Annotated in this window: 28 protein-coding genes and 1 pseudogene; 12 read left to right on the forward strand and 17 right to left on the reverse strand. The window is 70.6% G+C overall.

Features of this window, described 5'->3' with window-relative positions; genetic code table 11:
- Nucleotides 1-90: 90 nt before the first annotated feature.
- The 6 genes and pseudogenes from GY170_RS12760 to ybgC form a co-directional block, all read right to left on the reverse strand.
- A complete protein-coding gene (locus GY170_RS12760; RefSeq protein WP_163894233.1) occupies nucleotides 91-555 on the reverse strand; it encodes an Hsp20 family protein in 465 nt (154 codons plus the stop codon).
- Between the two features lie 120 nt (nucleotides 556-675).
- Nucleotides 676-1,488, reverse strand: coding sequence for a trypsin-like serine peptidase (locus GY170_RS12765; RefSeq protein WP_163894235.1), 813 nt, complete (start codon nucleotides 1,486-1,488; stop codon nucleotides 676-678).
- A 357-nt stretch (nucleotides 1,489-1,845) separates the two neighbouring features.
- A complete protein-coding gene (locus tag GY170_RS12770; protein WP_163894237.1) occupies nucleotides 1,846-3,159 on the reverse strand; it encodes a hypothetical protein in 1,314 nt (437 codons plus the stop codon).
- A 119-nt stretch (nucleotides 3,160-3,278) separates the two neighbouring features.
- Nucleotides 3,279-3,749: pseudogene (locus GY170_RS12775) on the reverse strand (ExbD/TolR family protein); the annotation flags it as partial.
- Between the two features lies 1 nt (nucleotide 3,750).
- Nucleotides 3,751-4,425, reverse strand: a complete 675-nt coding sequence (gene tolQ / locus GY170_RS12780) for a protein TolQ (protein ID WP_203531319.1) — start codon at nucleotides 4,423-4,425, stop codon at nucleotides 3,751-3,753.
- Between the two features lie 87 nt (nucleotides 4,426-4,512).
- A complete protein-coding gene (gene ybgC, locus GY170_RS12785) occupies nucleotides 4,513-4,953 on the reverse strand; it encodes a tol-pal system-associated acyl-CoA thioesterase (protein WP_163894241.1) in 441 nt (146 codons plus the stop codon).
- Nucleotides 4,954-5,238: 285 nt separating this feature from the next.
- Between ybgC and GY170_RS12790 the strand changes: the two genes are divergently transcribed.
- The 10 genes from GY170_RS12790 (at nucleotide 5,239) to GY170_RS12835 (ending at nucleotide 14,415) form a co-directional block, all read left to right on the forward strand.
- Nucleotides 5,239-5,523, forward strand: coding sequence for an STAS domain-containing protein (locus tag GY170_RS12790; RefSeq protein ID WP_163894243.1), 285 nt, complete (start codon nucleotides 5,239-5,241; stop codon nucleotides 5,521-5,523).
- Nucleotides 5,524-5,525: 2 nt separating this feature from the next.
- Complete coding sequence (locus GY170_RS12795; RefSeq protein WP_163894245.1) at nucleotides 5,526-5,897, forward strand: response regulator; 372 nt, start codon at nucleotides 5,526-5,528, stop codon at nucleotides 5,895-5,897.
- An 11-nt stretch (nucleotides 5,898-5,908) separates the two neighbouring features.
- Entirely contained in the window at nucleotides 5,909-8,086 is a 2,178-nt protein-coding gene (locus GY170_RS12800; protein WP_268960249.1) for a chemotaxis protein CheA, read from the forward strand.
- Nucleotides 8,079-8,549 carry a chemotaxis protein CheW gene (locus GY170_RS12805; protein WP_163894247.1) on the forward strand — a complete coding sequence of 157 codons (471 nt, stop codon included), beginning with the start codon at nucleotides 8,079-8,081 and terminating at the stop codon, nucleotides 8,547-8,549. The genes GY170_RS12800 and GY170_RS12805 overlap by 8 nt, the downstream gene beginning before the upstream one ends.
- A gap of 19 nt (nucleotides 8,550-8,568) precedes the next feature.
- A complete protein-coding gene (locus GY170_RS12810) occupies nucleotides 8,569-9,465 on the forward strand; it encodes a CheR family methyltransferase (RefSeq protein WP_163894249.1) in 897 nt (298 codons plus the stop codon).
- Nucleotides 9,462-9,848 (forward strand): response regulator, encoded by a 387-nt coding sequence (locus GY170_RS12815; RefSeq protein ID WP_163894251.1) that lies wholly within the window; start codon nucleotides 9,462-9,464, stop codon nucleotides 9,846-9,848. The genes GY170_RS12810 and GY170_RS12815 overlap by 4 nt, the downstream gene beginning before the upstream one ends.
- A 3-nt stretch (nucleotides 9,849-9,851) precedes the next feature.
- On the forward strand, nucleotides 9,852-10,208 hold the full coding sequence (locus GY170_RS12820; protein WP_163894253.1) for a DUF8776 family protein: 357 nt from the start codon (nucleotides 9,852-9,854) through the stop codon (nucleotides 10,206-10,208).
- A 124-nt stretch (nucleotides 10,209-10,332) separates the two neighbouring features.
- Nucleotides 10,333-12,774 carry a methyl-accepting chemotaxis protein gene (locus GY170_RS18405; protein WP_209316616.1) on the forward strand — a complete coding sequence of 814 codons (2,442 nt, stop codon included), beginning with the start codon at nucleotides 10,333-10,335 and terminating at the stop codon, nucleotides 12,772-12,774.
- 79 nt (nucleotides 12,775-12,853) lie between these two features.
- On the forward strand, nucleotides 12,854-13,879 hold the full coding sequence (locus GY170_RS12830; RefSeq protein WP_163894255.1) for a CheB methylesterase domain-containing protein: 1,026 nt from the start codon (nucleotides 12,854-12,856) through the stop codon (nucleotides 13,877-13,879).
- Nucleotides 13,876-14,415, forward strand: a complete 540-nt coding sequence (locus GY170_RS12835; RefSeq protein WP_163894257.1) for a chemotaxis protein CheD — start codon at nucleotides 13,876-13,878, stop codon at nucleotides 14,413-14,415. The genes GY170_RS12830 and GY170_RS12835 overlap by 4 nt, the downstream gene beginning before the upstream one ends.
- 94 nt (nucleotides 14,416-14,509) lie before the next feature.
- Here GY170_RS12835 and ruvB read toward each other — a convergent pair whose 3' ends face one another.
- The 4 genes from ruvB to GY170_RS12855 all read right to left on the reverse strand — a co-directional run bounded on the left by ruvB (nucleotide 14,510) and on the right by GY170_RS12855 (nucleotide 18,661).
- Entirely contained in the window at nucleotides 14,510-15,517 is a 1,008-nt protein-coding gene (gene ruvB, locus GY170_RS12840) for a Holliday junction branch migration DNA helicase RuvB (protein ID WP_163894259.1), read from the reverse strand.
- A gap of 1 nt (nucleotide 15,518) precedes the next feature.
- Complete coding sequence (gene ruvA, locus GY170_RS12845) at nucleotides 15,519-16,199, reverse strand: Holliday junction branch migration protein RuvA (protein WP_163894261.1); 681 nt, start codon at nucleotides 16,197-16,199, stop codon at nucleotides 15,519-15,521.
- Entirely contained in the window at nucleotides 16,196-16,702 is a 507-nt protein-coding gene (gene ruvC / locus GY170_RS12850) for a crossover junction endodeoxyribonuclease RuvC (protein WP_163894263.1), read from the reverse strand. The genes ruvA and ruvC overlap by 4 nt, the downstream gene beginning before the upstream one ends.
- 63 nt (nucleotides 16,703-16,765) lie before the next feature.
- A complete protein-coding gene (locus GY170_RS12855) occupies nucleotides 16,766-18,661 on the reverse strand; it encodes a sialate O-acetylesterase (RefSeq protein ID WP_163894265.1) in 1,896 nt (631 codons plus the stop codon).
- A gap of 232 nt (nucleotides 18,662-18,893) precedes the next feature.
- Here GY170_RS12855 and GY170_RS12860 point away from each other — a divergent pair, with 232 nt between their 5' ends.
- Together GY170_RS12860 and GY170_RS12865 are read left to right on the forward strand one after the other, a co-directional pair.
- A complete protein-coding gene (locus GY170_RS12860; RefSeq protein ID WP_163894266.1) occupies nucleotides 18,894-19,031 on the forward strand; it encodes a hypothetical protein in 138 nt (45 codons plus the stop codon).
- Between the two features lie 89 nt (nucleotides 19,032-19,120).
- Nucleotides 19,121-19,324, forward strand: coding sequence for a DUF1127 domain-containing protein (locus GY170_RS12865; protein WP_163894268.1), 204 nt, complete (start codon nucleotides 19,121-19,123; stop codon nucleotides 19,322-19,324).
- An 88-nt stretch (nucleotides 19,325-19,412) separates the two neighbouring features.
- Here GY170_RS12865 and GY170_RS12870 read toward each other — a convergent pair whose 3' ends face one another.
- From GY170_RS12870 to GY170_RS12900, 7 genes are all read right to left on the reverse strand, one after another.
- Nucleotides 19,413-19,757 carry a hypothetical protein gene (locus tag GY170_RS12870; RefSeq protein ID WP_163894270.1) on the reverse strand — a complete coding sequence of 115 codons (345 nt, stop codon included), beginning with the start codon at nucleotides 19,755-19,757 and terminating at the stop codon, nucleotides 19,413-19,415.
- Nucleotides 19,758-19,860: 103 nt separating this feature from the next.
- Entirely contained in the window at nucleotides 19,861-20,730 is an 870-nt protein-coding gene (locus GY170_RS12875; RefSeq protein ID WP_163894273.1) for a 50S ribosomal protein L11 methyltransferase, read from the reverse strand.
- A 7-nt stretch (nucleotides 20,731-20,737) separates the two neighbouring features.
- Entirely contained in the window at nucleotides 20,738-21,970 is a 1,233-nt protein-coding gene (locus tag GY170_RS12880; protein ID WP_163894275.1) for an MFS transporter, read from the reverse strand.
- A gap of 485 nt (nucleotides 21,971-22,455) precedes the next feature.
- The gene (locus tag GY170_RS12885) at nucleotides 22,456-22,866 is read right to left on the reverse strand and encodes a DUF1801 domain-containing protein (protein WP_163894276.1); all 411 of its coding nucleotides are present in this window, start codon (nucleotides 22,864-22,866) and stop codon (nucleotides 22,456-22,458) included.
- Nucleotides 22,867-22,915: 49 nt separating this feature from the next.
- Complete coding sequence (locus GY170_RS12890; RefSeq protein ID WP_163894278.1) at nucleotides 22,916-23,611, reverse strand: CDP-alcohol phosphatidyltransferase family protein; 696 nt, start codon at nucleotides 23,609-23,611, stop codon at nucleotides 22,916-22,918.
- 45 nt (nucleotides 23,612-23,656) lie between these two features.
- A complete protein-coding gene (locus GY170_RS12895; RefSeq protein ID WP_235937844.1) occupies nucleotides 23,657-24,577 on the reverse strand; it encodes a tyrosine recombinase XerC in 921 nt (306 codons plus the stop codon).
- Complete coding sequence (locus GY170_RS12900; RefSeq protein ID WP_163894280.1) at nucleotides 24,574-25,278, reverse strand: DUF484 family protein; 705 nt, start codon at nucleotides 25,276-25,278, stop codon at nucleotides 24,574-24,576. Before GY170_RS12900 ends, GY170_RS12895 begins: the two co-directional genes overlap by 4 nt.
- Nucleotides 25,279-25,371: the final 93 nt, after the last annotated feature.

The raw sequence follows: 25,371 nt of genomic DNA on the forward strand, positions 1-25,371 counted from the left end.
GCCGGTGGGCCAGGTCATCAGTCAGGCCTGATCCACGCAAAAAGGGCGAGCCAAATCGGCCCGCCCCCACTCAGCTCACGTTCCGGGCGATCAGTTGACCGCTTCGGCCTCCAGCTGCTCAGCGCGGCGGCCGCCGCGGGAAATCTCGATCTGGCGCGGTTTGAGGGCCTCGGGCACCTCTTTCACCAGCTCGATATGCAGCATGCCGTTCTCATGCGCGGCACCGGTAACGCGGACGTGGTCGGCCAGCGTGAAGCGGCGCTCGAAGGCGCGGGTGGCGATGCCGCGATGCAGGTAGCGGCGCTCGGTCTCGTCGCCGTCCTTGCGGGCGGTGATGACGAGGGCGTTCTCGCGGGCCTCGACGTTCAGCTCGTCGGCGGAGAAGCCTGCCACGGCGATCGAGATGCGCCAGGCGTCATCGCCGGTCTTCTCGATGTTGTAGGGCGGGTAATTGTTGGCCTGCGGCTCGCTGGCCATCACGCGGTCCATCATCTCGGCGATCTGGTCGAAGCCGACGCTGGCGCGGTAGAGCGGGGAGAAGTCATACGTGCGCATAGGGGTATCCTCCAGTGAAGCGACACATGCGGGTGGCCCCTCGCTACGGACGGGGCCGGGTTGGTGCGGGACCCCAGCTGGGCGTCCCGCGACGCTGATCTAGGCACCCGCGCGCGGGGTTCAAGACCCTCCGGGGCGCACGAACTTCGCGCCCGTGTCGTTGCGCTCCCCCTCGCCCACGACGATGCGCCGGGGCAGGCCGGCGGCGAGGCGGCCGCCCGTCTCTTCCATCAGCGCCATGAGCTCCGGCAGTTCCCCGGCGAGCGGCGAGCCGAGGGCGATGACCTCGCCGCTCACCTCCGCTTTGGCGGAGACGACGGAGACGATTCGCGGCCCCTCGGGCCCCAGCCGGAAGATCGGCGCCCCGGAGGCCCCGAACTCCACCTCGCAATCCATGAGCAGCACGCCGGAGACCTCGCCCAGCAGCGCGCAGACCTCCTGCAGCGCCGGCGCCTCGGCGCGGCCCATGGCATAGGAGACGATGCCCACCTGCGCCCCCGCCCCACCGGAGGCGGCGGGCTCGAACGGGTGGATCTGCGGCGTGCGGATGGGCTGGTCGAGCTCGAGGAGGGCGAGGTCATGCGCCGAGCGCTGGGTGCGGTCGCCCTCGCCGAAGCGGAAGGCGGGATGCGCCAGTGCCCGCCGGACCCCGCGCTCCGCCAGCGCCCGCCCGCCGCGCAGCCCGGCGCGGAAGGTGATCCGCTCCGGCCCGATGGGTGCGCCGCTGGCGCTCTCGTGCAGGCAATGGGCGGCGGTGAGCACCAGCGTCTCCGAGATCAGCGAGCCGGTGCAGAACCCTTCGCCGGCGATGTCGAGCCGCCCCACGGCCTCCCACCCGCGCGCCTCCTCCATCGTCTGCAACGTGGTGAGCGCGGATTGCGCCCCGGCAGGCGCGGCGGCGAGGGCGAGGAGAAGGGCGAGACAACGAAGCATGGGCCGATCATACCCCGTCCCGGCGGCAGGATTACGGCGCAGTCCCGCCCTCCCCCTCATTTCCCACGCCCCTGTGGCCCCCGCAGCCCACCCCGCCCTCTTCCCCGGCGCGCCGCGAGTCGCCCCGGGTCAAGGACGCCGCAGGCGCCGCCAAAGGCGGGCGAAGCTCCTTGACGCGGGGCGACTCGCCCTCACCATCCAGGAGGCCTGTTTGCGGGCAGACCTGCCAGCAAACGGCCTCTCAGCAGATGGATATACCTCTCCACACCCCGCACGCTGGAGTCAGCGCGGACAGGGATATGGAGGGCGGGCGGGCGATTGCCGAAGGCGAGGCCGCCCCGCCCTCAGCCGCTCACCTCACCGGGTCCGCATGTCCGCGGGGTTGAAGGTCATCTCCACCGTCCGCCAGCTGTCGTACTTGTCGCCCGGCAGCGGGTAGCCGCCCTCGCCCTGGCAGCGCAGCACGGCGCGGCGGGCCGCTTCGAAGGCGGAGTTGACGGCCGCCGGTGCGCCGCCGGAATTGCCGATCATCGCCACCTGGTTGTTCTCCACCCGGCCCTCGCGGGTCAGGCCGAAGGCGACCGTGACTGTCACCATCGCCGCCTCGGAGCCGGGGTCGAGCACCCAGCAGCCCTGCACGGCGACGCGGAAGGTATCCTGCTCCGCCGCCGTCAGCGGCTGGCTGCCGCCGGCCGGGGCGCCGGCCTCGACGTCGGGCGCGAAGCCGCTGTCGCTGCCGGAGGTCGCCTGCGCCAGCGCCTCGGCCAGCGCGTCGGCCTCGGCATCCGCGGTGCTCTCGGGCGTGCTCTCCGCCGTCGTCTCGGGCGCATCCGCCACCGGAGCCGGCTGCGCGGCGAGGTTGGCCGGGCGGCTGGGCGGGCGGATGGCGCTCTGCACCGCCGTCTCGATGGTGCCGGCCGGCTCCTCGGCTTCGGTGACGATCTCCGGCGCCGCTTCCTCAGGGGCGGTCGCCTCCTGCGGCGGCTCCTCGACGACCTCGGCCTCCTCGGCCTCCGCCTCGACGGCCTCCTGAACCTCGGGGGCGACTTGCGCGTCGCTCTCGGGCGCCGCCTCGGGCGAGACGCGCTCGGAGGGGCGGGGCTGCGGGCGGAGGGCCACGTCGGGGGCGTCGGCTTGCGGCGGCGGGGCCACCTCCGTCACCACGTCGGGCACGACCTGCGGCTCCGCCTCCGGGAGAGGCGGCAGGGTGGGCAGGTCGCTCGGCGCCGGCTCGGGCTGCGGCTCCGGCTCCGGCTCGGGCTGCGCCTCGGGGAGAGGCTCGGGCTCCGGCTGAGGCGGCAGATCGGGGATGTCCTGCGGCGGCGGCGTCACCTCCGCCGGCGGCTCGGGGGCCTCGGGGGGCGGCGCCTCGTCCTGCGGGGCCTCGAGCGGCGGCTCGGGCTCGGCCGTCTCCACCGGCTCCTCGGCCTGCGGCGCGGCGGGCGCCGGCTCGGCGGTGTCGTCCACCTCCGGCGGTTCGGGGGCGGGCGGCAGATCCGCCTCGGCCTGCGGCGTGGTGGCGGCGACGATGTCGGCATATTCTGCGGCCGAGACCATGGAGACCTCGGCAATCTCGAAGTCCAGAGGCTCGTTGTCGAGCCCCCAGCCGGCCAAGAGCCAGACGATCAGGGCGGCATGGCCGGCGCCCGAGAGATATCCGCCGACACTCATGTCTGGCCTTACCCGTCCGAGCCGTCCGCCGCGGCCCCCACGCCGGAGTCGGGCCCGGCCCCGGCATCCGCCGGCACGGCCGCTCCGCCGAGGCCGGCATCACCGCCCAGCCCGCCGGCGCCGAAGCCGCCGTCGAGCGTCGGCCCGCCGGGATCGGTGACGAGGCCGATATTGGTGAAGCCGCCGGCATTGAGCGCGCCCATGATCTCCGCCACCCGCGCCCAGGCGTTGGCGCCGTCGGCGCGCAGGAAGATGCGGTCGGAGGTGCGCTCGGCCGCGATGGCGGAGAGGCGGGGGATCAGCTCCTCCGGCGGGATCTCCGTCGTCTGGATCAGCACCTGCCCCTCGGCGGTGATGGTCACCGTCAGCGGCTCTTCCTGATCGCTCGGCAGGGCGCCCGCCGCCGTCTCCGGCAGCTCGACGGGCACGCCCACCGTCATGAGCGGCGCCGCGACCATGAAGATGATCAGCAGCACCAGCATGACGTCGACGAAGGGCGTGACGTTGATCTCCGCCATCGGGACGGCGCGGCCGCGCCGGCGCCTGCGGCCACCGCCGCCCTCCGCCTTCTTCTGGACCCCGGCGCCCATGTCAGCTGTCCAGCTGGCGCGAGAGGATGGTGGCGAACTCGTCGGCGAAGGCCTCGTAGCCGGCGATGATCCGGTCGGCATCGCCCGAGAGCTTGTTGTAGAAGATGACCGCCGGGATGGCGGCGAGGAGGCCGAGGCCGGTGGCCAGCAGCGCCTCGGAGATGCCGGGCGCCACGACCGCGAGGTTGGTGTTCTGCGCCTCAGCGATCTCGATGAAGGCGTTCATGATGCCCCAGACGGTGCCGAAGAGGCCGACGAAGGGCGCCGTGGAGCCGACGGTGGCCAGCACCGGCAGCCCGCGCTGCAATTCGCCCGCCTCCTTGGCGATGGCGACATCCATGCTGCGGTCGATCCGCGCCTGCGCCCCGGCGATCAACCCGCCGTCCTGCCGGTGCGATCGACGCCATTCCAGCATCCCGGCGACGAAGATCTTCTGGCTCTGCCCCGAGGGGTTGGTGCCGATCTGGTCGAAGAGCCCGTCGAGCGGCTCGCCGGACCAGAAGGATTCGTCGAAGATGCGCGCCTCGCGCCGGGCGCGGCGGTACTGGACAAACTTGTCTATGATCACCGCCCAGCACCAGACGGAGGCCGCGACCAGCATCACCATCACCAATTTGACGATGAGGGTCGCGCGGGCAAACAGCGCCCACATCGTGTAATCGGTGGCGATATCCATGCTCTGCTCTTTCTGCCTCGGCCGTCTGGGGGGCCGTTTGGAGGTGATTCTAGCGCAGGGAGCGGGAGAAATCCAACGCCCCTGCGGTCAAGCCCGCGTTTTCCCGCCGGCGCCCTCTCCCGGGGCCTCGGCCGGGGCCTGCTCCGGCGCCGCCGCGCGCAGCGCCGGGGGCAGGCGGACGGCGCGTTCGCGGGGGCCGATGGCGACGATTGTCACCTTTGCGGCGAAGAGCAGCTCCGCCCCCCGGCGCACCTCCTGCAGCAGGAGCGCCCGCGCCGGCTGCACCCGCTCCGGCGCCGTCGTGACCTCGATCACGTCGTCGAAACGGGCGGGCGCGAGGTAATCGGCCTCGATCCGCCGCACCGCGAAGACCAGCCCTTCGGCCTTCAGCGCCCGCTGGTCGAGCCCCAGCTCGCGCACCCATTCCGAACGCGCCCGTTCGATGAAGCGCAGGTAGTTGGCATAGTAGACGATGCCGGCGAGATCGACGTCCTCGTAATAGACGCGGGTGGTGAAGCGATGGGCCATGGGGCCATCCTCGCCGGACCGGGGCGCAATGGAAAGGCGTCGCTGCGGGCGGGGGCGCCGGCGTGACGGCTGTTCTGCGGAGCGCCTGCGGCGCACGCCCTTGAGTGCGGTGGGGGCTCTGCCCCCACACCCCCGCGGTATTTCTGGCCAGATGAAAGGGGGGAAGAGGCGCGCGGAGGCGGGCGGCGGGAACGTTTTCTTAAAGCGGGGGGCCTATGCGGGGGTCCGGCGCAGAGGGGGCGGCAGCCCGGCGCCAGGGGAAACGCGGCAGCCGGGAGACGAGACGTGACCGAGACGGGGCAGAGCTACCGGATGGAAGCGCAGCGGGCGCAGAGCGGGGCCGACCCGCTCTACGCCTTCCTGAAGGGGGCCGCGGGCGGGCCGGCCGTGATCGACCTCTCCGAGGTGGGCCTGTGCGATGCGCAGCGCCTGCAGATTCTGGTGAGCGCCAGCCGCCACTGGCGCGCTGCGGGCGCCTCCCTGCGCCTGACGGGCGCCGGCGAGGCCTTCATGGAGGGGCTGGAGCTGTCCGGCCTCGACCCGGCCGAATTCGATTTTGAGGACAAGTGAGCATGACCAAGGTTCTGGCGATCGATGATTCGCGCACCATCCGCAATCTCCTGCGCATGTCGCTGGAGAATGCCGGCTTCGAATATCACTGCGCCGAGGATGGGCGCCTTGGCGTCGACGCCTTTCCCGATGTGCGCCCCGATGTCGTCATCACCGACATCAACATGCCCAACCTCGACGGCTACGGCGTCATCGAGGAGCTGAGGCGCGGGCCGAACGCCACCAAGGTGCCGATCATCGTGCTCACCACCGAGAGCTCCGACGAGCTGAAGGCCCGCGCCCGCGCGGCCGGCGCCACGGGCTGGATCGTCAAGCCCTTCGACGACGCCTCGCTCATTTCCGTCCTCAAGCGCCTTACCGGGCACGCAGCCTGAGGTCCGTGGCCGTGCAACCCTCCATCCGCGATACCTTCTTCGAGGAATGCGAAGAGCTCCTCGAAGCCATGGTCGAAGGCCTCGGCATCATCGACGAAGGCTCCTATGATTCCGAGACGGTGAACGCCGTCTTCCGGGCCGTGCATTCCATCAAGGGCGGGGCCGGTGCCTTCGGCCTGACCGATCTCGTCTCCTTCGCCCACACGTTCGAGACGGTGTTCGACGAGGTGCGCTCCGAGCGCCTCGCCGTGACGCCGGAACTGGTGGCTGTGCTTTTCCGCGCCGGCGACCAGCTGGCGACACTGGTCGAGGCGGCCCGCGACGAGACGGAGGTCGAGGCCGGCCCCCGCGATTCCGTCGTCAAGGAACTGAAGCGCTACCTCGACGAGCCGGCCGAGCCCGAAGGCGGCGCTGCCGGCGGCAACGGCACCGAGCCGCCGGGCGGCTTCCAGCCCATGACGCTGGACTTCTCGGCGCTGGCCCTGCCGGCGGCGGAGCCGGTGGCGCCGATGCGCAGCTTCGAGATCCGCTTCCAGCCAGACCGGGCGATGATGGCCAATGGCCACGAGCCGATGCTGCTGCTGCGGGCGCTGTCCGAGCTGGGCACGCTCGAGGTCTCCGCCCAGTCGGACGAGCTGCCGGCCTTCGACGAGCTCGACCCCGACGAGTGCTACCTCAAGTGGTCGATGCAGCTGGAGACGGACAGCGACCGCGCGGCGGTGGAGAAGATCTTCGAGTTCGTCGAAGGGCTCTGCACGCTGGAGATCACCGAGGCGGAGGGCGCGGCCCCTCCCGCCGAGGCGCCGGCCATGGCCCCGCCGCCCGTCGCCGCATCGCCGGCGGCGCCGGCGGGCGCGCCCGCCCCGGCCCCGGCCGAGTCTGCCCCGGCCGCCCCTCCTCCTCCCCCGCGCTCGCGCGTCGGCGATGACGAGGCCAAGGGCGGCAAGGGCAGCAGCGGCGGGGCCAATGCCCGCGCGACCCTGCGGGTGGAGCTCGACCGGGTCGACCGGCTGATCAACACCGTGGGCGAGCTCATCATCAACCAGGCGATGCTCTCCCAGCGCATCGCCGAGCTGGAGCTGCCCAAGGGCGCCGATGTCGAGGTCGAGCTGGAGGATTACAAGCTCCTCGCCCGCGAGATCCAGGAAGGCGTCATGGCCATCCGCGCCCAGCCGGTGAAGCCGCTTTTCCAGCGCATGGCCCGCATCGTGCGCGAAGCCTGCGCCGCCACGGGCAAGAGCGCCCGGCTGGTGACGGTGGGCGAGCATACGGAGGTGGACAAGACGGTGATCGAGCGGCTCTCCGACCCGCTCACCCACATGATCCGCAACTCCATCGACCACGGGCTGGAGAAACCCGATAAGCGCCGCGAGGTCGGCAAGGAGGAGGAGGGTGAGGTGCGCCTCTCCGCCTCACAACGCTCGGGCTCGATCTTCATCGAGATCACCGATGACGGGGCGGGCCTCAACCGGCCGAAGATCCTCGAGATCGCCACGTCGAAGGGCCTCGTGCCCCCGAACGCGGAACTCAGCGACAGCGAGATCGACAACCTGATCTTCATGCCCGGCTTCTCCACGGCCACCGAGGTCTCCAACCTCTCCGGCCGCGGCGTGGGGATGGATGTCGTCCGCACCGCCATCCAGGCGCTCGGCGGCCGCGTCTCCATTGCGTCGGAGACGGGCAAGGGCACGACGCTGACCATCATCCTGCCGCTGACGCTGGCGGTGATGGACGGCATGGTCATCTCCGTGCAGGGGCAGACCATGGTGGTGCCCATCGCCTCGGTGCTGGAGACGATCCGCCCGACGGACAAGGACATCCACAAGGTCGGCTCCGGCGAGATGGTTCTCTCCATCCGCGGCTCCTACGTGCCGATCATCGACGTGGCGTCGAGCCTCGGCATGCACGGGCAGTCCAACCCGATCACCAAGTCGGTGCTGATCCTGGTGGAGACGGAGCAGCGGGGCCAATGCGCCATGGCGCTCGATGCCATCCATGACCAGCGGCAGGTCGTCATCAAGAGCCTCGACCGCTCCTTCGGCGACATCCCCGGCATCTCTGCGGCGACCATCCTCGGCGATGGCAAGATCGCCCTGATCCTCGACCCGGACGGCGTGGTGCAGATCGGCGGCAGCCGGGCCGATGCCGGCGCCCCAATCCTTCAAGCGATGGAGTTCTTCGATGAGTGAAGACGTGACCAAGAGCCTTTCTGGCCGCGACCTGAAGTTCGTGACCTTCACCGTCGCCGGGCAGAACTACTGCCTCGACATCCAGAAGATCCGCGAGATCCGTCGCTGGACACCGGTGACCCCCCTGCCCCACGCCTCCAATGGTGTCCTGGGTGTGATGAACCTGCGGGGCGCCGTCATCCCGATCTACGACATGGCCTCGCGCCTCGGCCTCGGCATCACCGACCCGAGCGAGCGCAATGTCGTCATCGTCGTGGCGATGGATGACAACCTCTTCGGGCTGCTGGCCGAGACGGTGCAGGAAATCCTCTCCGTCACCGAGGATCAGCTGCTGCCGACGCCGGACGTCAAATCCGAGAGCACGCGCGAGGCCATCCAGGGGGTGATCTCGCTGGCCGATGACATGACGCGCATCCTCGATCTGCGCTTCGTCACCGGCAGCTTCTCGCGCGCTGTCGCCTGACGGGGGCGAGGCAGGGAGCATGACACACGTGGCCGCACACCAGCCGCCCGCCCGCCGGGGGGGAGAATTCGAGCTGACCGAGGCCGATTTCGCGGCCATCGCCCAGCTCGCCTACCGGCATTTCGGGCTCTACCTCACCGAGTCGAAGCGCAGCCTCGTCTATTCGAGGCTGGCACGGCGGCTGCGCAAGCACGAGCTGCCCGATTTCGCTGCCTACGTCGCCCTCCTCAAGGGGCCGGAGTGGGAGAACGAGAAGCTCGACTTCCTCACCGCGCTGACGACCAACACCACGCATTTCTTCCGCGAGGCGCACCACTTCACGCGGCTGGAGAAGGCGCTTCTGCCGGATCTCATCGCCCGGGCGCGAAAGCGCGGGCGCGTGCGGCTGTGGTCGGCGGCCTGCTCCTCCGGGCAGGAGCCCTACTCGCTGGCCATGTGCATCGTGCGTCATTGCCCCGAGGCGGCGGATCTCGACATCAAGATCCTCGCGACCGACATCGACCCGGTGATCATCGCCAAGGCGAAGGCGGCGACGTACCTGCCGGAAGAATACGAATCCATGCCGCCCGACATGCGGTCGGAGTGCAGCCAGCCCCGGCCCGGCAACTACCAGTTGAGCAGCAAGGTCACGCGCCTTGTCACCTTCGGTGTGCTCAACCTGATGGACGAGCTGCCCTTCCGGGGGCCGTTCGACGCGATCTTCTGCCGGAACGTGGCGATCTACTTCGACAAGCCGACGCAGGCGAGGGTCTGGTCGAAGCTGACCAGCGTGCTCCGGCCCGGGGGCGAATTGTTCATCGGCCATTCCGAGCGCCTCTCGGGCGAGGTGAGCAATTGTTATGAAAACTCTGGCATCACCTCCTACAGGCGGGTCGCCGGGGCGGTGGAGCCGAAGGCAAGGAGCTTGAAGACATGAGCCTGAAAGATCAGCTCAGAATAATGGTGGTGGATGACATGTCCACCAGCCGGGCGATCATCACCAATACGCTGGATGAACTGGGCATCGTGCACAACTATGCCGAGAATGACGGGCAGGTTGCGCTCAACAAGCTGGCCGCCAATCCAGTCCACCTCGTGCTGTCGGATTACAATATGCCCAAGATGGACGGGCTGCAGCTGCTGCATGCGCTCCGGCAGAACCGGATGACGCAGCAGATCGGCTTCATCCTCGTCACCGGCCGGGCCACGCCGGAAATCGTGCAGCAGGGTCAGCAGCTCGGCCTCAACAACCTGATCGAGAAGCCGTTCACCACGGCGCAGATGAAGGCCTGCATCGAACGGGTCGTGGGGCCGCTCTGAGCCATGGCGGATCACTATCACCCCTTGCGAGAGCTTCTGGGCAACGTCGCCGACGAGCTGCAGCGGGCAGACGGCGAGCTGCGCGACCTTGAGGAGATCGTCATCGACGCCCTTTCCCGCTCCCCCACGCAGTGCGATTTCGAGACGCTGCAGAGCTTCGACACGATCTCGCAATGCCTCCTCGCTGTCGCGGGCTTTCTGCGCGCGGCGCTGCGCGGCCTGCCGGAAGACTACGGCATCGACGCGGCCGAGGCATTCGGCGGCGTCCCGCTCCATGCCCTGGCGGCGCGCCTCGCCGGCGAGGCGCAGGTGCGCGTCCCCGCAGAGTCGTCGGGGATGGAGGCGATCGACCTCTTTTGACGTCCGGCCCGCCGGACAGGCGCCAGAAGCCGGCGCCGCAGGATGAACCTCAAGCGCCGCGGCCCGCCGCGGTCAGGGACGGCCAGCCACGCCCCGCGCGCGGCGTGGCGCAGGAATGGACATGATGAAGAACTCGAAGATCGCCATCAAGATTCCCCTCGGCGTCGGGGCCGTGTGCCTCGCGCTGATGACCGCCTTCTGCGTGCTGTGCTACTCGATGCTCAAGAGCGCCTCCGTCGAGACGGCGCGGGAGAATTTCGTGCAGGTCGTCGAGCAGCGCAGCCGCGACCTCCTCGACCTCTTCGAGCGGATCGACGAGGATCTCCTCGTCCTCGCGCAGTCAAGCGAGACGATTACCGCCGCGCAGCGCTTCTCCGGCGCCTTCGCGCTCATGGGCGACGCGGCGACGGACGAGCTGCAACGCGACTACATCGAGAACAATCCCTACCCGCCGGAAGAGCGGCAGCAGATGCTGCGCGCCGATGCGCCCACCCCCTACAACATGAACCACGCCGCCTATCACCCGACGATCGCCGCGCTGCGGGAGGCGAAGGGGTTCTACGACATCTTCCTCATCGATCCGCGGGGCAACCTCGTCTACTCGGTCTTCAAGGAGGCGGACTTCGCCACGAACCTCCTGACCGGCCCCTATGCCGAGAGCGGGCTTGCCGAGGCCTACCTGAAGGCGATGGAGGGCGAGCCGGGCGAGACCTACTTCGCCGATTATTCCGCCTACGCACCCAGCGCCGGCCAACCCGCCGCCTTCTCGGCCACCCAGGTGCTGACCGCGGAGGGCGATCTGGTCGGCGTGCTGGCGGTGCAGGTCGGCATGTCCGCCGTGGCTGAGGTGATCAACGACCCCTTCGGCATGGAGGAGTCGATGAAAATCTTCCTCGCCGTCCCCGACGGAACCCTGCGCAGCGACGCCGCCGATGGCGAGAGCTACCGGGTGCTCGACCCAGTGCCCGCGACGAGCGATCTCCGCCGGCTCTTCGACCCGGCCTACCTCGCCGACCCGCAGGTGCTGATGGGCCTCACCGGCCTCGGCGGCGATGATGTCTTCGCCTATGCCAGCCGCCTCAACTTCCACGACACCGAGTGGGAGGTGGTCGCCCAGCAGGACGAGGCGGTGATCTACGCCACGCTCCACTCGCTGCGGAACCTCTTCATCGGCGCCACCGCCGTCGTCACCGCCCTCCTCTGCCTCGTCAACTGGGCCAGCATCACCTACATCACCCGCGGTCTGACCCGCGTGCGCGAGGCGATGGGACAGGTCAGCGGCGGCAATTACGCCAGCCCGGTGCCCGATGCCGAGCGCGGCGACGAGATCGGCGAGATCGCGCAGGAGCTTGTCGACTTCCGCGACCGTCTGCGCCTCGCCGACCAGGAGCGGGCGGAAGCCGCCCGCCGCGAGGCCGAGCAGGCGGAGGTCGTGGATGCGCTGTCCCGCGGGCTCGGCTCCCTCGCCGAGGGGGATCTCACCCAGCGGCTGGAGACGCCCTTCTCCGCCGATTACGAGGCGCTGCGCGAGAACTTCAACCGCACGCTCGCCAACCTCTCCAGCGTCATCGACCAGGTGGTGGAGACGGCCGGCTCCATCAATCACGGCTCGGCCGAGATCAGCCAGGCCTCCGACGACCTGTCCTCACGCACCGAAACGCAGGCCGCCACGCTGGAGGAGACGGCCACGGCGCTCGACCAGCTGACGACCTCCGTCGTCGCCGCGGCGGGCAATGCCAAGTCGGTCGAGACGGTCGTCGGCGAGGCGCGCGGCGAGGCTAGGCGCTCGGGCGAGATCGTGCAGAGCGCCGTCGCGGCGATGACCGCGATCGAGGCCTCCTCCGAGCAGATCAGCCAGATCATCGGCGTGATCGACGACATCGCCTTCCAGACGAACCTCCTGGCGCTCAACGCCGGCGTCGAGGCCGCGCGCGCCGGCGAGGCGGGCAAGGGCTTCGCCGTCGTCGCGAGCGAGGTGCGCGCCCTTGCCCAGCGCTCCTCCGATGCGGCCAAGGAGATCAAGGATCTCATCTCCGGCTCGTCGGAGCAGGTGGAATCCGGCGTCAAGCTGGTCGGCAAAGCGGGAGAGGCGCTCAATGCCATTGCCGAGCGGGTCAACAACATCTCCGGCCTGATCACCGAGATCGCCTCCGGCGCCGTCGAGCAGTCGACCGGCCTCGGCGAGATCAACACCGGCGTCGGCCAGCTCGATCAGGTGACCCAGCAGAACGCCGCCATGGTGGAGCAGGCGACGGCCGCCAGCCACATCCTGAAAAAGGATGCGCAGACGCTGACTGGCCTCGTCCAGCGCTTCGTCACCGCCCCCGGCGGCGCCGGGCTGGCGACGCTCTCCGCCGCGCCCGCCCCCGCCGCTCTTCCGGCGCCGGAGCCCGCGCCGGCCACCCACGAGGCCTACCGCGAAGCCCCCCGGGAGATCCTCCGCGAGGGCCCGCACCGCAGCCCGCGCGAACTGACGGGCCATGGCGCCGCCGATGACATCGAGCCTCTGCCCATCGAGGCCGCCATCGACGGCACCAACCAGGCCGGCATCTGGCAGAGCTTCTGACGACCCGGCCGCGCCCTCCCCACCCGGCGGGCGGCGCGGCCAACCGTGACGAAACCAGACAACGGCGGTTCATGGCGACATGTCTCCCTGCATCATCATAGCCAGCCCCGACCAGCGCTGCCGGGCCCGCCTGACCCGGCTGCTGGGCGGCAAGGTCACGGCCAACATCGTCGAAGCGGCGACCCTGCGGGACACCTTTAACCTGACGGAGGAGCGGGATCCCACGCTCGTCATCGTCGACGATGTCCTCGCGACGCTGCCGGAGTTCCGCGCCGTGCAGATGCTCTTCACCGCCATCGACACGCGCTGGCTGACGCTCTGCACTCGTCCCGGCGACGGCCGCTCGGCCATCGCCCCCACCGCCTCGGGGCTCTTCTGCCTCGATCTCACGGCGCCGCCGCAGCGCATCCTGGAGCAGGTGCGTGCCGTTGTTCGCAACCCCAAGAAGCGTGTCAGCGGCGCCCCCGCCCCCAGCCCCTCGGCCGGGCGAAGCTGGCGGCGGCTCGCCCTCATCGGCTCCTCCACCGGCGGGATCGAGGCGCTGATCCGCATCCTCTCCGAATACCCGGCCCAGTGCCCACCCACGGCCATCGTGCAGCATACCGGGCAGGGCTTCGGCGACAGCCTCACCAAGCTCCTCGCCCGCAATTGCGCCGCCGAGGTGCGCCCCATGGAGCCGGGGCTGGAGATGCGGCCCGGCCGCGTCGTCATCGCCGCCGGCACACCCCGGCACATGGAGCTGGCGGGCGCCTCCGGCCCCCCGGCCCTGCGTTTCACCCATGCCGGCCCCGTCGCCGGGCATTGCCCTTCGGTCGACGCGCTTTTCCACTCCGCCGTGCCGCGGGCCCGCAAGGTCGTCGGCGTGCTGCTGACCGGCATGGGCTCCGACGGGGCGCAGGGTCTGCTCGCCCTCCGCCGCGCCGGGGCCATGACGCTGGCGCAGGACGAGGCCTCGTCGGTCGTCTACGGCATGCCGCGCGTCGCCTTCGAGCGGGGCGCCGTCTGCGAGCAGGTGCCCATCGGCGGCATCGCCGCCGCCATTCTCAAGACAGCCGCCGCCTCCTCCGGGGCCGGCGCCGAGCCAAGAACGGGAGCGAGAGCATGAGCCATATCGCCATGGGCGGAAAGGTCGTGACGATCTTTCAGGGGGAGTTCCACGTCTCCGACGATCCGGGCGCCGTGATCAACACGCTGCTCGGCTCCTGCATCGCCGTCTGCCTGCATGAGCCGCAGCGGCGCATCGGCGGGATGAACCACTTCCTCCTCCCCGAGGGGCAGGGCGGCAGCACCTCGCCGGACGTCAAGCAGGGCGCCCACGCGATGGAGCTGCTGATCAACGACATGATAAAGCGCGGCGCCATGCGCTCCAAGCTCACGGCCAAGGTGTTCGGGGCGGGGCGCATCACGCAGCGCTTTTCCTATGTCAGCGAGGCCAACATCGCCTTCGTGCGCCAGTTCCTGCGGGCGGAGAACATCCCCTGCCTCGCGGAAAGCGTCGGAGGGGAGAGCGCGCGCCGCATTCGCTTCGAGCCGGTGACCGGCGACGCCCGCCAGATGCTCGTGCCCCGCTCCGACGCCAAGGAGGATCTGCGCCCCGTCCGCCCGCCGCCCCCCGCCGCGAACCCGGTCGAGCTCTTCTGAACCGGCGACGCCGGTGCCGACGTGGGCCGTCGTAGACGTCTAGTCGCGTGATTGGGCAGATGCCGCTCGCACCGCCAAGCCCTGCGGCGGGCGCCTAGAGGTCCAGAGCCCCCTGCCCCGGCGGGTCGAGCCCAAGGTGCCGCCAGGCGGCCATCGCCAGCGCCCGCCCTCGCGGCGTGCGCTGGATGAGCCCCTGCTGCAGCAGGAAGGGCTCGATCACCTCCTCGATGGCGTCGCGGCTCTCCGACAGCGCCGCCGAGAGAGTCTCCACCCCCACCGGGCCGCCGCCGTAGCTCTCCGCGATCAACCTCAGGTAGCGCCGGTCGGCCCCGTCGAGGCCCAGGGCGTCGACGCCGAGCCGCGTCAGCGCACCGTCGGCCACCTGCCGCGTAATCTCCCCGTCGCCCTCGACAATGGCGAAATCCGCCACCCGCCGCAGCAGCCTTCCTGCGATCCTCGGCGTGCCGCGTGAGCGCGCCGCGATCTCGCGGGCGCCCGCCTCCTCCGCCGGGGTGCCCATGAGGCGGGCGGCGCGAGTGACGATCTGGAACAACTCGTCCGGCGTGTAGAAGCTCAGCCGCGTCGGAATGCCGAAGCGGTCACGCAGCGGCGTCGTCAGCAGGCCGAGCCGCGTCGTGGCGCCGACGAGCGTGAAGGGCGGCAGGTCGATCCGCACCGTCCGTGCCGCCGGCCCCTCGCCGATGACGAGGTCCAGCGCGAAATCCTCCAGCGCCGGGTAGAGCACCTCCTCCACCGCCGGGTTCATCCGGTGGATCTCGTCGATGAAGAGCACGTCCCGCGGCTCGAGATTGGTGAGGATCGCGGCCAGATCCCCCGCCCGGGCAAGCACCGGGCCGGAGGTCATGCGAAAGCCCACCCCGAGCTCGCGCGAGATGATCTGCGCCAGCGTCGTCTTGCCGAGGCCCGGCGGCCCGTGAAACAGCGTGTGGTCCATCGCCTGCCCGCGCCGCCGGGCGCTCTCGATGAAGACGCGCAGGTTGCTGCGCGCCTCCGCCTGTCCAATGAAATCGTCCAGCCGCTCGGGGCGCAGCGCCCTGTCCTCGTCCTCCGGCTGCTTCTCAGGGTTCAGCTCGCGCGCCATCTCAGCGGCCCGGCGCCAGCAGCTTCAGCGCCGCGCGCACCAGCGCGCCGGTGTCGGCCTCCGGGGCGGCGCCAGCCGCCTCGGCCACCGCGGCAGCGGCCTCGCCCGGCGCGTAGCCGAGGTTGCCGAGGGCCGAGAGCGCCTCCGCCGAGGACGAGGCGCGCGGGGCCGCGGCGCCAGCCGCGGCCCCGCCCCCGGGCGACGGCGCAGCCGGCGCAACCGGCGCAACCTCATCGTCGATCAGCGGGTCCGCCGCCGCCTCCTGAGCCAGCGCCATCACCGCCGGCGCCTTGTCCTTCAACTCCGCCGTCACGCGCTGCGCCAGCTTCGGGCCCACGCCCTTGGCCTTCGCCACCGCCGACCAGTCGCCGAGCGCGATGGCCCGGCCCAGCGCCTCCGGCCCCAGCGCGCCAAGGATCGCCATGGAGGCCTTGGCCCCCACCCCCTGCACGGAGGTCAGGTGGCGGTGCCACTCCTTCTCCGCCAGGCTGCGGAAGCCGAAGAGCTGCATCAGGTCCTCGCGCACCAGCAGCTCTGTCCAGAGCGCCGCCGCCTCGCCGACACCCGGCAGCCCCGCCAGCACCCGCTCGGAGACATGGACGACATAGCCCACGCCGCGCACGTCGATCACCACGTGGTCGGCGCCGCGGTGCACGATCACCCCCGCCAGACGCCCGATCACGACGGGGTCCTCGCCAGCGCCGCGACGAGCGAGCGGCGCGATTGCAGGTGATGGGCGTGGCAGATGGCGACGGCCAGTGCGTCCGACGCGTCCGGCCCGGCGAAGACGGCGCCCGGCAGATGCATCCGCACCATGTGCGCCACCTGCGCCTTCTCGGCCCGCCCCGTGCCGACGAGCGCCTTCTTTACCGCCGTCGCCGCGTATTCGCCGACCTCCAGCCCCGCCTCCGCCGGAGCCAGCAGGGCGATGCCGCGCGCCTGCCCCAGCTTCAGCGTGCCGGCGCCGTCGCGGTTGACGAAGGTCTCCTCCACCGCCGCCGCATCGGGCGCGTGCTCGGCGAGGATCACCGTGAGCTGCCGGTAGAGCGCCAGCAGCCGCACCGCCAGCGCCCCCTCGCCGGAGCGGCAGATGCCGTTGGCGACGTGGGAGACCCGCGAGCCCTCCACCTCGATCACGCCCCAGCCGAGGTTCCTCAACCCCGGGTCGAGCCCCAATACCCGCATCTGCCCTGCCCCTTTTTCGGCCTTTGCCCGCATCGCTAGCACAAAAGGCGAACACGCGCCAAGTCAGAGCCTCGCGGCAAGCCGGGTCGCGGCCCATTCGCCGAACGTCTCCGCCGAGGCCGCATCGAAATGCAGCCCGTCGAAGAGCGTCAGGGCGCTGTTGTCGCGGTAGTGCGCGTCCGGGTCGGCGGCGTCGATGGCCTGCATCGCCGCCTCGATCGCCACCGTGTATTGCGCGCTGGCGTGGGAGATGGTGCCGGAGATCACCGGCAGTGCCCCCTGCCCCGTGAAGGCGCGCACCCGGGCGAAGACCGCCTCCGTCTGCGCGCGGAAGACGGCGCCGGAGGAGGCGGCGGAGGCCTCGCCCTGGTGCCAGAGGAGCGCCACGGGCACCAGCTCCACCCCCCGCGCCGTCGCCCAGGCGGCGAGGGCGGCGTAGCGCGCCTCCAGCGCCGCCAGCAGCTTCGGCGTGCCGGCGGGGATCGCGGCGTCATCCGCGTGCCAGGAGCCGCGGGGGTTGGCGCCCGGGTCCACCGCCGTGCCGCCCTCGGTGACGCGGCAGATCGCCAGATCCACCCCCGAAGCCTCCGCGAGGCCCTTGGCGGCGACGTCGGCGAAGCCGAAGCAGCCGGAGGCGCCGGTGGTGACGTAGCTGGCGCCGGTGCCCTCGGCAGGGGTCAGCCAGTACGTCTCCTCCAGCCGCTCGCCCGTCCAGGCGCGCACGCCCGGCACGAGGCTGCCCTGCAGCCAGGCGGGACCGTCCGCCACCGCCACGCGGCCATCGGCGTTGCTCTGCCCGCCGACGAGGAGGACATGCAGTCGGCGCGGCACGTCAGGCCGGCCGAGGGCCGAGACGGCGGCCGTCACCTGCTCGCGCGCGGCGGCATCGACTGGCGCCTCCGCCACGGCCAGCCCGTAGAGGCGCATCGCCAGCGGCGAGTCCGGCGCGGTGGCGAGGCGGGCGCCGATGGCCAGCGGGCCGTCGGCGCTCTCCTCGCCGAGGGCCGCCGCCACGCCCTTCCCCCGCCGGCCGACACGGCCGGTGCTGGCGGTGCGGTCCCAGAGGGCGAGGGCGTGCTTGTCGTGCAGGCCCGCGTCCATGACGGTCGCGGCGCCGCCGCCGAGGCGCACGGCGTCGCCCGTCGACGCCGCGGTGAGCGAGGTCGCCACCTCCGTCTGGCTGCCCGCGCACCAGACAAAGCCGCCGTCCGTCGTGAGCGGCCGGTAGGAGGCCCAGATGCCGCCGGCATAGCCCGCGAGGCCCGGCGCCGGCCCGCTCGCCTCGAGGCAATCGTCCTGCCCGTCGAACTCCAGCCAGTGCCGGCGCCCGTCCGTCCGCCAGAGGGGACGACGCTCGGGGGCGGCGGTGACGAGCCGGCGGCGGGGATCGGCGGTGAGGGTGATGTCATCGAACTCCACCGCGCCGGAGGCGCTGGTGACGGAGAGGTGCAGGTGCACCACCTCGTCCTGCGTCGGCGTGTAGTCGAGCTCCAGCGTGCCGGAGGCGGCGGGGGCGAGCGCGACGTGGCCGAGGTTGGCGCTCGTCCAGTCGGCGCCCGTACGCAGCACCAGCGCCGCGGTGCAGTCGCTCCCGCCGATCCACGTCGCCTCGGCGCCGAAGCGGTAGCGCAGGCCGGCCTGCAGGGAGACCGCCTGGCAGATCGAGGCAGTGGTGCTCGTGCGGGCGACGCGCGCCCGGCCGTCCACCCAGACGCCGTTGCCGTTGGCGATGGTCCACCCCGCGAGGTCGCTGTCGAAGCTGCCGTTCACCACCGGCAGCTCCACCGGCCTCGGGCCGCTCCGGGCGAGCACGACGGCCACCGGGTCGCCATCGGCGGTGACGGGGACCGTCTCCTCCGCATCCTGGAACATCAGTTCCGGCCGGTCGAAGGCATAGAAGGTGGCGGGGATGGCGCGCGGGCGGGCCTGCGCGCCCAGACCGACGGAGGGGCCGATCATGCCGGCGCTCCGAGGTGCCCGATGGGTTGCGTCGTCTCTGTCATGTCTGCCCCCGCGCTGGTGATGCCGATCCGGAGCATGGCGAAGCCGTCCAAACGGCTCCCTACCCCTCCGCGCGGTGCCTGATTCTCCCCGGCCAAAGGGGCAGCGACCGCGCCTGCACATCAATTCGGCATCCCGCCGGAAGGCCTCCGTCAGCCCGCCGCTCCCGGGCCCGTGATGGCGCGTGGCGGTGCGTGATCATCCGGCGCCTGAAAGCGACATTCCGCGCGTCGGAAACGGCACAGGCGAGCCAGATTTCCGCATTTATTCCAAAGGTTTAAAAGAGGTTTCCGGCATGCCGGGCGCGCATATCGTCATGCAGAAATAGCATTGGTGGATGGCGGCCGGAACGCATACCTGCGGGATGTTCTCAAACCGCTCTGCTTTTGTGCAGCGCCTCAAAATGGAGATGGGCACATGGCCATTTCGACCACCAATACCGCCCCCGTGGGCGGGCTCTTCCGCTCCCCGCTGGCCACGCTGGTCTCCGCCATTACCGGCTGGAACGACGAGCGCATGACGCGCAAGTCGCTCTCCACCCTGTCGGTGCGTGAGCTGGACGATATCGGGCTTTGCCGCGGCGATATCGACAACATCGCCCGCCTCGGCCGCCGGCTCTGACGCCACGCCAGGCGCCCCGGCTCGAGGCCGGGCGCAGATGACAAGGGCCGCCCCGGGGCGGCCCTTTTTGCTTGTCCGGCTGCCCGGGTCAGAGGATGCGTGAGAACCCGGAGGCGATTACCCTCGTAACCGGGTCGGGCTCCATGATGAAGGCGCCGACGCGCTCGGGGGTCGTGCCGCTGCGCAGCGTCTGCAGAGTCTCGCTATAGGTGGCGCCGTCGGTGCCGGCGATGAGCGCGGCCTTGAGCAGCAGAGCAGCGAGCAGCAGCTGCATCGCCATCCGCAGCGGGAAGACCGGCATCCGCCGGCGGGGCTGCGGCGTGACGAGCCCAGATCTGTCCATCCGCACCGTCATGCCCTGGGCAAGGCGCGTATGGGTTTTTCTGATGCGCTTCAGGCGCGTCTGGAAATCATCGAATACAGCGTCGGACATTGGCAGCGTCTCATCTCTCGGGCCCCCGCCCTGATCGACGCTGGTTTTCCCGGCCAATTGCGGCGAGATCGTGGCAAACCGTTAAAATGAGCGGATAGTTCGATTAAACCCCGGCATCCACCCGCAGGGTGAGGGTCGACCAGTCACCAATCGCCTCGTTGCTGACGAGATTGATGCCGGCGGCGCGATAGTGGTCCGCCACCTCCTCCGCCTGATTGGTTAAAAGGCCGGAGAGAATCACCGTTGCTCCCGGCGAGGCATGGGACGCCATGGCCGGCGCGAGGGAGATGAGCGGCCCGGCGAGGATGTTGGCGAGGATCAGGTCGAACGGCGCCGCCTCGGCCAGCGCCGGCGCGTCGAAGCCCGCGGCCTCCGCCAGCGCCACCTGCCCATCCATGCCGTTGGCCTTCAGGTTGGCGCGCGCCACGTCCACCGCCACCTCGTCGATGTCGGAGGCGATGACCGCCGCCTCGGGCCAGAGCCGCCGCGCCGCCATGGCCAGCACCGCGGTGCCGCAGCCGATATCGGCGATGTTGGCGAAGCGCTCTCCGGAGACCCGCTCCAGCGCCAAGAGGCAGCCCTTGGTCGTGCCGTGGTGGCCCGTGCCGAAGGCCATCGCCGCCTCGATGAGCAGCGGCTCCCTTCCGGCCGGCACCCGGCCCGCGTCATGCGCGCCGTAGACGAAGAAGCGCCCGGCCTCGACCGGGGGCAGGCCGCGCTGGACCTTGGCCACCCAGTCCTCGTCCGGCACCTCGGAGATGAGGAAGTCGCGCACGCCATGCGCCGCCGCCAGCAGGGAGAGGGCGATGCTGTCCGGTGCGTCCTCCCAATGGGCGCCGATCTCGAAGACGAGGCTGCCGTCCTCGATCTCGAAATAGCCGACGGCGCCGGGCTCCAGCGCCTCCAGATCCTCGACGAGCGCCTCGGCGCGGGCAAGGCCCTGCACCTGTGTGATGGCGGACCAGCTGCTCATATGTCCCTCATTCGGCAGGCGCCGCCAGCAGCGGCCGCAGCCGCGTCTCGTGCCCGGGGCCGGGGTGCCGCGGCACCAGCATGGCGAGGCACAGGGAGATGGCGGCCATGCCGGCGGCCGTGTAGAAGACGGCCCCCGGCCAGACCAGCCAGAGATATCCCAGCGCGGCGGGCAGGAAGACGGCGGCGATGTGGTTGATGGTGAAGGCGACGGCGGCGGTTGGCGCGATGTCACCCGGGTCGGCGATCTTCTGGAAGTAGGTCTTCAGCGCCAGCGCCAGCCCGAAGAAGAAGTGGTCGAGCACATAGAGGATGGCGGCCAGCACCACCCCCCAGCCAAAGGCATAGATGCCGGCATAGGCGAGGAAGATGAAGATCAGCCCGGTATACTCGAACATCAGCGCCTTGCGCTCGCCGAAGAGGTGCACCGCCTTCCCGAGCAGCGGCGCGACGAGCATGTTGGCGACGAGGTTGATGAGGAAGAGCCCCGTCACCTCGTGCACCTCGAAGCCGAAGCGCTCCACCATCATGAAGCCGGCGAAGACGACGAAGATCTGCCGCCGCGCGCCCGACATGAACTCCAGCGCGTAGTAGAGCCAGTAGCGCCGCCGCAGCACCATCCGGTGCGTCTGCGGGTTCGGCGCCGAGAATTGCGGGAAGGCGAAGAGGCAGTAGACGGCGATCAGCGCACAAGCCCCGCCGGAGAGCCAGAAGACGAGGTCGTAGCTGAGATCGAACCGGCGCCACGTGAGCACGATGGCGATGTAGGCCACCAGCGTCGCCGCCGAGCCCGCCGCCATCAGCCAGCCCAGCATCTGCGGCGCCCGCTTCTTGTCGATCCATTGCAGCTGCAGCGAGGTCTGCACGGTCGAGAAGTAGTGGAAGCCGATGGAAGAGAGCAGCGTGATCGTCAGGATGCCGCCCATGGTCGGGAAATGCGCGGTGACGGCGGTGGAGACGCCGAGCAGCACCAGCGACAGCAGCATCAGCCGCTGCTCGCGGATGAAGACGATCAGCGCGATCACCCCGACGGCAAGGAAGCCCGGGATCTCTCGCACGGTATGCAGCCAGCCGATATCGTGGCCGTCGAAACCCGCTGCATCGATGACGAAGTTGTTGAGGAGCGCGCTCCACGTGGAGAAGGCCAACGGCATGGCCACGGCGCAGAGGAACAGCAGCGTCTCCGGCCGCCGCCAGAGGGGCAGCCCGCGCGCCTCGGACAGGGGGACGACATCGGCCATGTCCGGCCCTTATCCCCTCCCGCTGCCGCTGCCCAGCCCCGCCGACACGGTGCCGCCGCGGTGCCGCCGGGCGGCCACGCTCGGGACCTGAGCGGGCGTCCTGTCATAGATGGCACCCTGTCCTGGACCGGACTGCCCCACGGGAACGGCGCCCTCCACAAGCGCCGCACCCGTTTCCTCCCAGGGACCACGCCCGCAGGCGCAGGGCGAGCGCCTGCCCGTGGGGTGGCGCTCCGACGGGCGAGCGGCGCGCTTTATGCGGCCAAGCCCCTCCCCGCGGCCCGCTCAGCACCAAGCTCCACCAGAGCGCCAGCCCGCCGGGACGGGCAGGCGCTCGCCCTGCGCCTTTGGCGCGTACCGGGCGGGGCACAGCTGGCGCGCACCGGGGGAACGGCTCGGGCCGGTCTCGTAGGGTGGGTTTATAACCCACCGGCCGCGCGCCTCCCCGCGCCTTTGACGGACGAAGGAGCCTCCCGCCCCTCCGCTCAAAACGCCTCACCCGGGAGCTTCGCCGCCTGCCGCACCCACTCCGCGAAGAGCGCCTCGTCCAGCCCGTCCTCCGGTACGTCGTAATAGCGCACGTCGGAATGCTTGGACTTGCCCTTCGGCAGCGGCTCCAGCCGGGCGCCGTTCGCGAAGGTCACCTTCATGTAGCGGGTGAAGCAATGGTAGCTGGCAAACCACGTCGCCTCGTCCACCCCGTAGAACGGGGAGTTCCAGCGGACTTTCTTGACCACCCCCGGCACCTCGGCGGTGAGAATCGCATCCAGCCGCTCGGCCAGAGGGCGCTTCCACTCCGGGCAGGCGGCGATGAAGGCCTGCACCGGCGCGTCTCCGTCTCCCTTCGGGATCTGAGGGTTGCCGCCCGAAAGGAGTGTCACCTTGCCGTCCGCCATGCGTCCCTCCGTAACCAGAAGAAACGATAGCCGCGCAGTTATCTTTCGGTCAACCGTCCTTGCCGTAGGCGATCTGCTGCGCCGCTCCGGCGCCGAGCAGGTAGACGGAGGTGATGATCAGGCCCAGATGCGCCCAGCTGTCCGGCGAGAAGTTGTCGAGCACCGCCCAGAAGGCGAAGGCCGTCCAGGCGAGCGCCATTGGCAGCGTCACCGCCCGCCAGCGCGCCGTGCGCACGGGGTGGACGAACTTCACCGGCAGGAACATCGCCACGGAGAGGATCGTCACCAGCCCGAGGATCACCCAGAAATCCGGCTTCAGCGCGAAGAGCACCAGCACCACCATGTTGAAGCAGCCGGGAAAGCCCGAGAAGCTCTTGTCCTTCGTCTTCATCCGGCTGTCGGCGAAGTACATCGCCGAGGCGTAGGTGATGACGAAGATGCCGATCCAGCCTGTCCAGCCGGGCAAGAGGCCCGACTTGAAGAGCGCGTAGGCCGGCACGAAGACGTAGGTCAGGTAGTCGATGATCAGGTCGAGCAGCACGCCGTCGAAGATCGGCGCATTGGTGCGCGTGTCGTAGCGGCGCGCCAGAGGGCCATCGATCCCGTCGACGAAGAAGGCGACGACGAGCCAGAAGAACATCGTACGCCAATCGCCCTCCACCGCCGCGAGCATCGAGAGCATCGCGAAGATGGCGCCGGTGGCAGTGAGCAGGTGGACGAGCAGGGCCTTGGTCTTGATGGTCATGGCCCGTTCATGACGGAGCCGGCGCCCCGGAGCAAGACCACCCGCTCAGGCACGCGGATGGGCGGCTTCGTAGATGCGCATGAGGCGCGATTCGTCCACCGCAGTGTAACCCTCGGTGGTGGAGAGCGAGGCATGGCCCAGCAGCTCCTGGATGGCGCGCAGGTCCCCGCCGGCGGCGAGCAGGTGGGTGGCGAAGGAGTGGCGCAGCGCGTGCGGCGTGGCGCTGGAGGGAAGGCCGAGCTGCATCCGCGCCGCCTCCGTCGCCTTCTGCACCTGCCGGGGGCTCAGCGGCCCGCCGCGGGCGCCGCGAAAGAGCGGCCCGTCCCCCTCCTTCGGCCAGGGGCTGAGGGAGAGGTAATCCTGCACCGCGAGGCGCGCGGCCGGCAGCACCGGCACCAGCCGCTCGCGCCCGCCCTTGCCGAAGATGCGCAGCACCTCCGGCAGCGGCGCGTCGCGCCCCGTCAGCGACAGCGCCTCGGAGATGCGCAGCCCGCAGCCGTAGAGCAGCGTGACGACGGCGACGTCCCGTGCCGCCTGCCAGCAGTCACGCGCCTGCAGCTCCACCGTGTCGATCAGCTGGCCCGCCGCCTCTTCCGACAGGGGGCGGGGCAGCGTCTTGCGGAACTTCGGGGCGCGGGCGGCGAGGATGGCGGTGGGCTCCACCCCCTCCCGCTCCGCCAGCCAGCGGCAGAAGCTCTTGATGGCGGAGAGGCGCCGCGCCAGCGAGCGGGAGGAGAGGCCCCTGCCCCGCTCGGCGGCGAGGAAGGCGCGCATGTCGGCAATGGTGACGTCGGCAATGGCCGGCACGCCCATCGGCCCGCCCCGGTGCAACGCCATGAAGCCTAGGAAGGCGGAGACATCGCGCCGGTAGGCGGCGATGGTGTGCCCGGAGGCGCCGGCCAGCGCCCGCTCCTCCTCCAGCCACCGCGAGAGCGCCGCCGCTGCCCCCTCCGACAGGTGGGTCACGTGAGCCAGCGCCGCATCAGCCGCTCGAAGACCGAGCCGAAGAAGGTCAGCAGGTCCGTCCCCTGCTGCGGCGCGTAGTGGTGCGGATCCTCCGCGCCGAGCGCCAGCATGCCGGGCAGCCGGCCATGGCCGAGATCGAGTTGAATCAGCGCCTCGGAGCGCACGTAGGGCGCCGCATCGCCATAGACCTGCCCGTCCTCGGGCCGGTACTGCCGCAGGATCACCCTGCGGGCGGCGCCGCCGCGGCCGAGCGTCTGATAATGGCCGATGAAGCCCGGCTCCGCCACGCGCAGGAGGCTGGAGAGCCGGTCGATGCCGCTGCGATCGTCCTCGGCGGTCTCGAGCACGAGGCGCACGCGGTCGATCTGCAGGATCTCCGCCACTTCGCCGCCGAGATCGTGCAGGAAGGTCTCGAAGGTCGGGCTTTCCAGCATCACCAGCACGGCGCGGTGCATCTGCTGCATGCCGGCGAGGTTGTCGTAGGCCGCGGCGATGACCGAGCGGTGGGTGTCCTCCAGCCGGCCGAGCCGCGCCTCCAGCCGCTCCATGGCGATGCCGCGCAGGTCGACGATGTTGCCGCCCATCAGCCGCTCGTTCGCGGCGACGAGGGCGCGCATGATCTCCTTGTCGTCGAGAAGAAGATCGGGCTCCTGGATGAGGCGGTCACGGACGGACGCCTCCATAAGGGGATTGCTGCTCATGTCTCACTCGTTGCGGTGATTTTGAGGCAGCATAGCAGAGGGGGCGGCGGAGGGTGGGGAAATCGGCGCCTCCGGGGCGACCAAGCGGCCGGC

Origin of the sequence: Pseudoroseicyclus tamaricis (genome assembly GCF_012070395.1) — a bacterium.
In the GTDB taxonomy this organism is placed as follows: Bacteria; Pseudomonadota; Alphaproteobacteria; order Rhodobacterales; family Rhodobacteraceae; genus Pseudoroseicyclus_A; species Pseudoroseicyclus_A tamaricis.

Bases quoted from the DNA above. Each gene is read 5' to 3' on its own strand.
- GY170_RS12770 (WP_163894237.1), bottom strand. From the start codon at position 3,159: ATGAGTGTCGGCGGATATCTCTCGGGCGCCGGCCATGCCGCCCTGATC.
- GY170_RS12765 (WP_163894235.1), bottom strand. From the start codon at position 1,488: ATGCTTCGTTGTCTCGCCCTTCTCCTCGCCCTCGCCGCCGCGCCTGCC.
- ruvB (WP_163894259.1), bottom strand. From the start codon at position 15,517: ATGGCGCGCGAGCTGAACCCTGAGAAGCAGCCGGAGGACGAGGACAGG.
- ruvC (WP_163894263.1), bottom strand. From the start codon at position 16,702: ATGCGGGTATTGGGGCTCGACCCGGGGTTGAGGAACCTCGGCTGGGGC.
- ybgC (WP_163894241.1), bottom strand. From the start codon at position 4,953: ATGGCCCATCGCTTCACCACCCGCGTCTATTACGAGGACGTCGATCTC.
- GY170_RS12875 (WP_163894273.1), bottom strand. From the start codon at position 20,730: ATGAGCAGCTGGTCCGCCATCACACAGGTGCAGGGCCTTGCCCGCGCC.
- GY170_RS12855 (WP_163894265.1), bottom strand. From the start codon at position 18,661: ATGATCGGCCCCTCCGTCGGTCTGGGCGCGCAGGCCCGCCCGCGCGCC.
- GY170_RS12890 (WP_163894278.1), bottom strand. From the start codon at position 23,611: ATGACCATCAAGACCAAGGCCCTGCTCGTCCACCTGCTCACTGCCACC.
- GY170_RS18405 (WP_209316616.1), top strand. From the start codon at position 10,333: ATGAAGAACTCGAAGATCGCCATCAAGATTCCCCTCGGCGTCGGGGCC.
- GY170_RS12870 (WP_163894270.1), bottom strand. From the start codon at position 19,757: ATGTCCGACGCTGTATTCGATGATTTCCAGACGCGCCTGAAGCGCATC.
- GY170_RS12815 (WP_163894251.1), top strand. From the start codon at position 9,462: ATGAGCCTGAAAGATCAGCTCAGAATAATGGTGGTGGATGACATGTCC.
- GY170_RS12835 (WP_163894257.1), top strand. From the start codon at position 13,876: ATGAGCCATATCGCCATGGGCGGAAAGGTCGTGACGATCTTTCAGGGG.
- GY170_RS12760 (WP_163894233.1), bottom strand. From the start codon at position 555: ATGCGCACGTATGACTTCTCCCCGCTCTACCGCGCCAGCGTCGGCTTC.
- GY170_RS12805 (WP_163894247.1), top strand. From the start codon at position 8,079: ATGAGTGAAGACGTGACCAAGAGCCTTTCTGGCCGCGACCTGAAGTTC.
- GY170_RS12900 (WP_163894280.1), bottom strand. From the start codon at position 25,278: ATGAGCAGCAATCCCCTTATGGAGGCGTCCGTCCGTGACCGCCTCATC.
- GY170_RS12820 (WP_163894253.1), top strand. From the start codon at position 9,852: ATGGCGGATCACTATCACCCCTTGCGAGAGCTTCTGGGCAACGTCGCC.
- GY170_RS12880 (WP_163894275.1), bottom strand. From the start codon at position 21,970: ATGGCCGATGTCGTCCCCCTGTCCGAGGCGCGCGGGCTGCCCCTCTGG.
- GY170_RS12830 (WP_163894255.1), top strand. From the start codon at position 12,854: ATGTCTCCCTGCATCATCATAGCCAGCCCCGACCAGCGCTGCCGGGCC.
- tolQ (WP_203531319.1), bottom strand. From the start codon at position 4,425: ATGGATATCGCCACCGATTACACGATGTGGGCGCTGTTTGCCCGCGCG.
- GY170_RS12810 (WP_163894249.1), top strand. From the start codon at position 8,569: ATGACACACGTGGCCGCACACCAGCCGCCCGCCCGCCGGGGGGGAGAA.
- GY170_RS12885 (WP_163894276.1), bottom strand. From the start codon at position 22,866: ATGGCGGACGGCAAGGTGACACTCCTTTCGGGCGGCAACCCTCAGATC.
- GY170_RS12795 (WP_163894245.1), top strand. From the start codon at position 5,526: ATGACCAAGGTTCTGGCGATCGATGATTCGCGCACCATCCGCAATCTC.
- GY170_RS12865 (WP_163894268.1), top strand. From the start codon at position 19,121: ATGGCCATTTCGACCACCAATACCGCCCCCGTGGGCGGGCTCTTCCGC.